Origin of the sequence: Herminiimonas fonticola, from assembly GCF_040395855.1 — a bacterium.
In the GTDB taxonomy this organism is placed as follows: Bacteria; Pseudomonadota; Gammaproteobacteria; order Burkholderiales; family Burkholderiaceae_D; genus Oxalicibacterium; species Oxalicibacterium fonticola_A.
On record NZ_JBEBPO010000109.1, the window covers coordinates 1 to 6,998 of the forward strand.

8 protein-coding genes and 1 pseudogene are annotated in these 6,998 nt (G+C 56.8%); 3 read left to right on the top strand and 6 right to left on the bottom strand.

Annotated elements, in window-relative coordinates:
- The coding region (locus tag ABWP27_RS11390; RefSeq protein WP_502905340.1) for a thioredoxin domain-containing protein at positions 1–161 on the bottom strand (161 nt) is incomplete at its 3' end.
- On the bottom strand, positions 158–637 hold the full coding sequence (locus ABWP27_RS11395) for a formate dehydrogenase subunit gamma (protein ID WP_353156826.1): 480 nt from the start codon (positions 635–637) through the stop codon (positions 158–160). The genes ABWP27_RS11395 and ABWP27_RS11390, both read right to left, overlap by 4 nt.
- A 236-nt stretch (positions 638–873) precedes the next feature.
- Between ABWP27_RS11395 and ABWP27_RS11400 the strand changes: the two genes are divergently transcribed.
- On the top strand, positions 874–1,959 hold the full coding sequence (locus ABWP27_RS11400) for a substrate-binding domain-containing protein (protein WP_353156828.1): 1,086 nt from the start codon (positions 874–876) through the stop codon (positions 1,957–1,959).
- Between the two features lie 35 nt (positions 1,960–1,994).
- On the opposite strand, the gene modC is transcribed toward ABWP27_RS11400, so the two are convergent.
- From modC to ABWP27_RS11420, 4 genes are read right to left on the bottom strand one after another with little or no spacing between them, the layout of a single operon-like run.
- Positions 1,995–3,083 carry a molybdenum ABC transporter ATP-binding protein gene (gene modC / locus ABWP27_RS11405; RefSeq protein WP_353156832.1) on the bottom strand — a complete coding sequence of 363 codons (1,089 nt, stop codon included), beginning with the start codon at positions 3,081–3,083 and terminating at the stop codon, positions 1,995–1,997.
- The gene (modB, locus tag ABWP27_RS11410) at positions 3,080–3,754 is read right to left on the bottom strand and encodes a molybdate ABC transporter permease subunit (RefSeq protein ID WP_353156835.1); all 675 of its coding nucleotides are present in this window, start codon (positions 3,752–3,754) and stop codon (positions 3,080–3,082) included. The genes modC and modB overlap by 4 nt, the downstream gene beginning before the upstream one ends.
- A 31-nt stretch (positions 3,755–3,785) precedes the next feature.
- Positions 3,786–4,541: a molybdate ABC transporter substrate-binding protein gene (gene modA / locus ABWP27_RS11415; RefSeq protein WP_353156838.1), complete on the bottom strand. Its 756-nt coding sequence runs from the start codon at positions 4,539–4,541 to the stop codon at positions 3,786–3,788.
- A gap of 41 nt (positions 4,542–4,582) precedes the next feature.
- Positions 4,583–5,377 carry a TOBE domain-containing protein gene (locus ABWP27_RS11420; RefSeq protein WP_353156840.1) on the bottom strand — a complete coding sequence of 265 codons (795 nt, stop codon included), beginning with the start codon at positions 5,375–5,377 and terminating at the stop codon, positions 4,583–4,585.
- A gap of 261 nt (positions 5,378–5,638) precedes the next feature.
- Between ABWP27_RS11420 and ABWP27_RS11425 the strand changes: the two genes are divergently transcribed.
- Positions 5,639–6,577, top strand: a complete 939-nt coding sequence (locus ABWP27_RS11425) for a LysR family transcriptional regulator (protein ID WP_353156841.1) — start codon at positions 5,639–5,641, stop codon at positions 6,575–6,577.
- 131 nt (positions 6,578–6,708) lie between these two features.
- A pseudogene (locus ABWP27_RS11430) lies at positions 6,709–6,998 on the top strand (NAD-dependent formate dehydrogenase); the annotation flags it as partial.

The following is a 6,998-nucleotide window of genomic DNA, read 5'->3' on the forward strand; positions in this document are numbered from 1 at the left end:
TCCAGCCAGAACATGCCGCGCGAACCGTTGCGCACCAGTTTGATGGCTATGCCGCGCGCTTTTGCTTCTTTGGCGATGGCTGCAGCCGTTTCATTCGCGCCGAGCGCCAGTGCGGTCGAGTCGCGCGGGACAAAAATCGTTACGGACTTCGTTGCGCTCATTGCAAACCTCGCTTCGCTTGAATCAGATTGTTGAATTTTTCTTTGGAAACGCGCGCGTACAGATCGTCGTCAATCTGGATCGCCGGGCCGCTGGCGCATTGGCCGAGGCAGTAGACGACTTCCAGCGAAAATTTGCCGTCATCGGTAATTTGATGGAAATCGCAACCGAGCAGCTCTTTTGCGTGATCGACCAGCGATTCGCAACCGCGCGCCTGGCAGGCTTCGGCGCGGCAGATTTGCACCACGTGCTTGCCGGCCGGATGCTGGCGGAAAAAGTGGTAGTAGGTGATCACACCGTGTACTTCAGCGCGCGAGATGTTGAGGCCGTCGGCGATGGCCGGCACGACAACCGACGGAATATATCCCACCGAATTTTGAATATCGTGCAAAATAGGCAACAATGCTCCAGGCATTGCCTTGCGGCTTGCGATGATAGACTCGACCGCGGCCATATCGAAAGTGTGTTCAGCGCTCATAAAGAGACTCCTGTGAACGACATCGATGGCAATGGCGTGTGCCGCGAAGTCGTGAAATCAAACGAAACCATACTGCTTCCTTGTTGAAAATTATCTTGTATATATGTTTTTAATAGCATATAGTTTGCAGGCGAACCTTTGCAATATCAGAACGGTAGCACCCGTAAAGCCTGGCTTCAATAGGCTATCTTTTGCATATAAATAAAAGCGGCGTAAACGCCACATAGGTTTTTGACATGTTCAAAGTCGTCATCAATCCCCATTGGGAAATCGCACAGAGTACGGACACGCCGCTGGACACAGCGGTTTTGCTGGCCCTATTGATGGCGATCCAGAAGACCGGCTCCATTTCCAAGGCGGCGCGTCTGGTCGATCTGTCCTATCGCTACTCGTGGGGTTTGCTGCGCGAGGCGGAAAAGCTGTTCGGTACTTCGCTATTGAATACCGATCGGGGGCGCGGCACGACCTTGACGCCGCTGGCCGAAAAACTGATCTGGGCCGATAGACGCATACGTGCGCGCCTGTCGCCGACGCTGGAAAGTCTGGCTTCCGAGCTGGAAAGTGAAATCGGCAAAACCATCGTCGGCAAAACCAAACCGATCCGGCTCGATGCCAGCCACGGTTTTGCGGTTGACGCGCTGCTGCATCAATTGACCGAAGCCAATCTGCCGGTCGATCTGCGTTATCGCAACAGCACCGATGCGGTGGCAGCCTTGTCGCGCAATGAATGCGATCTGGCCGGTTTCCACGTGCCGCTAGGCGAGTTCGAGAAAAAAGCGGTGGAGCGTTATACCCAATGGCTGAATCCGCGTGAACATTGCCTGATCCACCTGGCGGTGCGCAGCCAGGGTTTGTTTGTGGCGCCGGGCAATCCGAAAAAAATTCTTGCCCTGCAGGATTTGACACGGCCGGGTGTGCGTTTCGTCAATCGACAAGTCGGTTCCGGTACGCGCATGTTGCTGGAATTGATGCTGGCGGGGGCGAATGTTTCGCCTTTCGATATCGAAGGCTATCAAAGCAATGAATTCACGCATTCGGCTGTCGCGGCTTACATAGCGAGCGGGATGGCAGATGTAGGTGTCGGCGTGCAGACGGCGGCGCATCGTTTCAGCCTGGATTTCATCCCGCTGATACGCGAACGCTATTTCCTGGCCTTGCCCTTGTCCATCATGGACGATCCATTGATCCAGCTGGTGATCGATGTGGTGCAGTCCGGTTATTTCCGCAAGGTCATCAACGGCCTGGCGGGTTACGATGCCAGCGACACCGGGAAAATCCTGTTGCTGTCTGAAGCATTCGGACACGCGAAGACCACGGCTTGAGCGCGCCCAGCCAAGCGCCCTATTCCGCCGGCAAGTTATTTCAGAATCGCAATACCCTTGATCTGTGCATACAGCGATTTGCCGGGAGCCAGTTCCATCGTCACGCAGGATTTGCGCGTAATGCGCGCCAGCAGGCGGGTTCCATTCGCGTCCAGCCCGACCATTACCTGACCTGCCGCATCGGCTGATAATTCCGTTACTGTTGCGGCGACGATATTGAGGATGCTGCTGTCGCGTTGCGGCGCCAGACTCAAACTTACATCCCGTGCCTGTACGCGTATGCGTACCTGTTGTCCGATCGTGGCGCTTTGCTGCGGCAACAGCAGCTGGCCGCCGGGAAAAGTAGCCGAACTCAGGTGGTAATCGGGGTCGTGTGCACTGATGGTGGCGGTCACCAGGGCGCTGGCTGCATCGCCGTGCGCCACTTCCAGGTCCAGCCGAGTCAGCAAATCCTGGGTGGCGCCGCTGGCAACCACCCTGCCGGTTTCGAGCAACACGAGATGATCGGCCAGCCGCACTACTTCATCTGCCGAATGACTGACGTACAGCACCGGAATGTCGAGTTCGTCGTGCAGCCGTTCCAGATACGGCATGATCTCCGCCTTGCGTTTTGCATCGAGTGCAGCCAGCGGTTCATCCATCAGCAGGATGCGCGGGCTGGTGGCCAATGCGCGTGCGATGGCGACGCGTTGCCGTTCGCCGCCGGATAATTTGTCCGGCTTGCGTTGCAGCAGATGGCCGATATCGAGCAGCGACACCGCGTGCTCCAGCGACACATGGCGCGCCGATTTTGCGATGCGGCGCATGCCGTATTCCAGATTGCGTTGCACATTCAAATGGGCGAACAGGCTGGCTTCCTGAAAGACATAACCGAGAGGGCGTTGATGGGTAGGCAGAAAAATATTGCGCGCATCGTCCTGCCATACCTCGCCATTGACTTCCAGATAGACATCCGCAGCGCGTTCCAGCCCGGCTATGACGCGCAGACAGGTCGTCTTGCCCGAGCCTGAGGCGCCGAACAAGGCGGTGATGCCGCGACCGGGCAGCGCCAGATCGACCGTCAGTGCAAAGGCGTTGTAATCGACCTTGAAGCGGGCCTTGATTTGATCGACCTTATCGTTCATTTGCGCCGCCCGGTCGGATTCAATGTATACAGTGCGACCAGCACCAGCAGCGCAAATACCACCATGCCGGCTGCCAGCCAATGCGCTTGCGCGTACTCGAGCGCTTCCACATGATCGTAAATCTGTACCGAGATCAGGCGCGTTTCTTTCGGGATATTCCCGCCTATCATCAGTACCACGCCAAACTCGCCGACGGTATGCGCAAAGCCCATCACGATGGCCGTCAGATAACCGGGTTTCGCCAATGGCAGGGTGACGCTGAAAAAGGTATCCAGCGGTGAAGCGCGCAAGGTTGCGGCCACTTCCAGCGGACGTTCGCCCATCGCTTCAAAGGCATTCTGGATCGGTTGCACGACAAACGGCATCGAGTAAAACACCGAGCCGACGACCAGGCCGGCAAAGCTGAATGGCAATGGACTGATGCCGAGAGCCTGGGTCAGCTTGCCGATAGGGCCGTCGGGTCCCATGGTGACCAGCAGGTAGAAACCGAGCACGCTGGGTGGCAGCACCAGCGGCAGCGCCACGATGGCGCCGACGGGTCCCTTGATCCACGAGCGCGAGCGCGCCAGCCACCACGCCAGTGGCGTTCCTATGACAAGAAGAATGGCGGTGGTGAGGCCGGCGAGCTTGAGCGTCAGGAAGATCGCGTCGAAGTTGGGATCATTCAGCAATCTGCGTCTTCACTTTCCTGCGATGATTAAATTACAGGTCGTAACCGAAGGAGCGGATGACGGCTTTTGCCGGTTCCGATTTCAGATAATCGATCAATGCACTGGCCGCCTTGTTGTCTTTACCTTTGCTCAGGATAACAGCGTCCTGGCGAATTGCATTGTGCAGGTTGCCAGGCACGATCCAGGCGGAACCGCTCTTGATCTTGCCGCCTTCATAGACTTGCGACAGCGCGACGAAACCAAGTTCGGCATTGCCGGTGGAAACGAAGCTGAAAGCCTGGCCTATGCTGTCGCCCTGTACAAATTTTGGTTGCAGTTTTTCCTGCACGCCGAGCTTGTTCATGGTTTCAACAGCCGCCGCACCGTAAGGCGCGAGCTTGGGATTGGCCAGCGCGATGTGATCGAAGCTGCCTTTTTTCAGGATCTCGCCTTTGGCATCAACGAAGTCAGGCTTGGCTGACCACAATACCAGTTTGCCGATGGCATAGGTAAAGCGCGAACCGGCAACGATACCGTTTTCCTTCTCCAGCTTGATCGGGGTTTCATCGTCTGCTGCGAGGAAAACCTCGAATGGTGCACCGTTCGTGATTTGCGAATAAAACTTGCCGGTCGAGCCGAAAGACAGCACGGTTTTGTGGCCGGTCGCTTTTTCAAAATCAGCAGCGATCGCTTTCATCGGCGCAGTAAAGTTGGCCGCAACGGCAACCTGGACTTCTTCAGCGAAGGCGGATGCGGACAGGCCGAGCGACAGCAAGCCGGCGAGGAGGGAGCAAGAGATTTTTTTCATGATGGATAGGAAATAAGCGAGTTGAAAATGGATGGAAAATCCTAGGCGGCCACCGCCAGAATGATGTGCGAAGCCTTGATCAGCGCGGAAGCGCGTGCACCTTCTTTCAGGCCGAGTATCTTGACGCTTTCATTCGTGATGATGGAGGCGATGGTTTTGCCGCCCGGCAGTTCGATCACGACTTCTGCATTCACTGCACCCTCCTGGCAGCGCACCACGGTGCCGCTCAGACGATTGCGTGCACTGGTCTTGATATCGTCGCCGACGGCCAGAATGATCCATTGCGCCTTTACCAGCGCATAGGCTTCGCTGCCGACTTCCAGTCCCAGGTGTTCGGCGCTGTCGTTGGTGATGATGGCGGCCAGTTCTTCGCCATTGCCGATGTCGAGAATGATTTCGGCATTTACTGCGCCCATTTTTACTGCCGAGACGGTGCCGAGAAACTGGTTGCGCGCACTGGTTTGCATATCGAATCTCCTGGTCATGCGGTAGTACTGATCGAAATCGCTCATGGAGCGGCCGATGGCGGCGGGCGCGCTAGCCCATTCCTGTTCCAGCCGTCGGTAAGTGGCGACCAGGCGGCGTCCGTAATCGGTCAGACAGGTACCGCCGCCGGTACTGCCGCCCGGCTGTCGCACTACCAAAGGTTCGTGCGACAGATTATTGATGGCCTCCACGGCCTGCCATGCCGCCTTGTAACTCATGCCCATCGCGCCGGCGGCGGCCGAAATGGAGCCGGACGCATCGATACGCTCCAGCAGTTCCAGATGATCCCAGCGCTTGCCGCGTGGCTTGGACAAACCTTCCAGCTTGATTGGGGAAGCAGCTTTATTCATGGTGAAAATCCGCGTGATAAAGCGCCGCAGTGGCGGTGCAAAAACGGTATTATATGCGATATGTCGTTTAACGACATATAAAAATCGGGCGGCTGATTTTCTCCTCAATACCCCTGTCGATACGAGGGTTGCGTGGCAGATTTTTCTCCGGCACGTGTACAGTAGCCATGCCGCCGCCCGCATCATCCTGCTATCCATGCCGGGCATTTCCTGCGCGATTTGCCCTTCCTTGCAACGCTGTATTCAGGGCACTTCATCACCATGTTCGTACGCCAACTCGATTACCTCGTGACGCTCGCGCGTGAAAAACATTTCGCCCGCGCGGCAGAAATATGCTGCGTATCGCAACCTGCGCTGTCGGCGGCGGTGCGCAATCTGGAGACCGAACTTGGCGTTGCCATCGTGCAGCGCGGTCAGCGCTTTCAGGGTTTCACGCCGGAAGGCGAACGCATACTCGACTGGGCACGGCAGACACTGGCCGCGCTGGAAGGAATGCGGCAGGAAGCCTCAATGTCGCGCGTGAAACTAAGCGGCACCCTGCGCCTCGGTGCGATTCCGACCACCATGCCTATCGTGTCCTTGCTGACCGGTCCGTGTCGTGCGCAGCATGCCGATCTGCGGCAACTGGTGCTGTCGCTCAGTACCGAAGAAATCATGCGCAGACTGGACGATTTCGAGCTCGATATCGGCCTTACCTATCTGGAAGACCAGCGCCTCAGCGGTTTTCATGTGCAACCGCTATACCGCGAGCGGTACATGCTGCTGGCGCGCGATCAGCTGGCGATGGGAGACAGGACGGAAATCAGTTGGGAAGAAGCGGCTGAGTTGCCGCTGTGTCTGCTGACTGCGCATATGCAGAATCGCCGCATCGTCGATGCCGCCTTCCGGCGCGCCGATGTGCAGCCGAATGTGGTGGTGGAAACTGATTCGGTTTTTGCCCTGTATTCGCAGGTGCGCCATGCCGGCCTGTTCAGTGTGGTGCCGCATAGCTTGTTGTGTCTGTTCGAGGCGCGAGATGAAATGGCCGCCATTCCGCTGGTGCCGGAACTCAGCCGCGCCATCGGCATGATTTCGCTGGCACACGATCCCTGTTCCCCTATCGTGACGGCAGCGCGCAATATTGCCGCCCAGATCGATTTGCAGGCGCGTTTCGATGACTACATAACTGGCAGCTATCAGCCCATCACATCAAACGATTAGACCGCATTTCGCTTCCTTCATAAGATCGCTGCGCTGGCATTCATTTCGATGTCCGCTTGCAGAAGAAATTCAGCGTCCCGCGAATTTCTATTCTCTGCGGCAATCACGCAATCTTATGGAGAAGTAACATCATGGCTAAAGTTTTATGCGTTTTGTACGACGATCCTGTCACCGGTTACCCAACAAGCTATGCACGTGACGATGTAGCACAACCGTCCATCTATCCTGACGGACAAACATTGCCGACGCCAAAAGGCATCGACTTCAAGCCAGGGACTTTGCTGGGTAGCGTATCGGGCGAACTCGGCCTGCGCAAATATCTGGAAGCGAATGGCCACACGCTGGTTGTGACGTCCAGCAAAGACGGTGCGGACAGTGTGCTTGACAAGGAATTGCACGATGCCGAGATCATCATCTCGCA

Coding starts and splice junctions, on each gene's coding strand:
- ABWP27_RS11395 (WP_353156826.1), bottom strand. CDS start 637: ATGAGCGCTGAACACACTTTCGATATGGCCGCGGTCGAGTCTATCATC.
- ABWP27_RS11400 (WP_353156828.1), top strand. CDS start 874: ATGTTCAAAGTCGTCATCAATCCCCATTGGGAAATCGCACAGAGTACG.
- modC (WP_353156832.1), bottom strand. CDS start 3,083: ATGAACGATAAGGTCGATCAAATCAAGGCCCGCTTCAAGGTCGATTAC.
- modA (WP_353156838.1), bottom strand. CDS start 4,541: ATGAAAAAAATCTCTTGCTCCCTCCTCGCCGGCTTGCTGTCGCTCGGC.
- ABWP27_RS11420 (WP_353156840.1), bottom strand. CDS start 5,377: ATGAATAAAGCTGCTTCCCCAATCAAGCTGGAAGGTTTGTCCAAGCCA.
- ABWP27_RS11425 (WP_353156841.1), top strand. CDS start 5,639: ATGTTCGTACGCCAACTCGATTACCTCGTGACGCTCGCGCGTGAAAAA.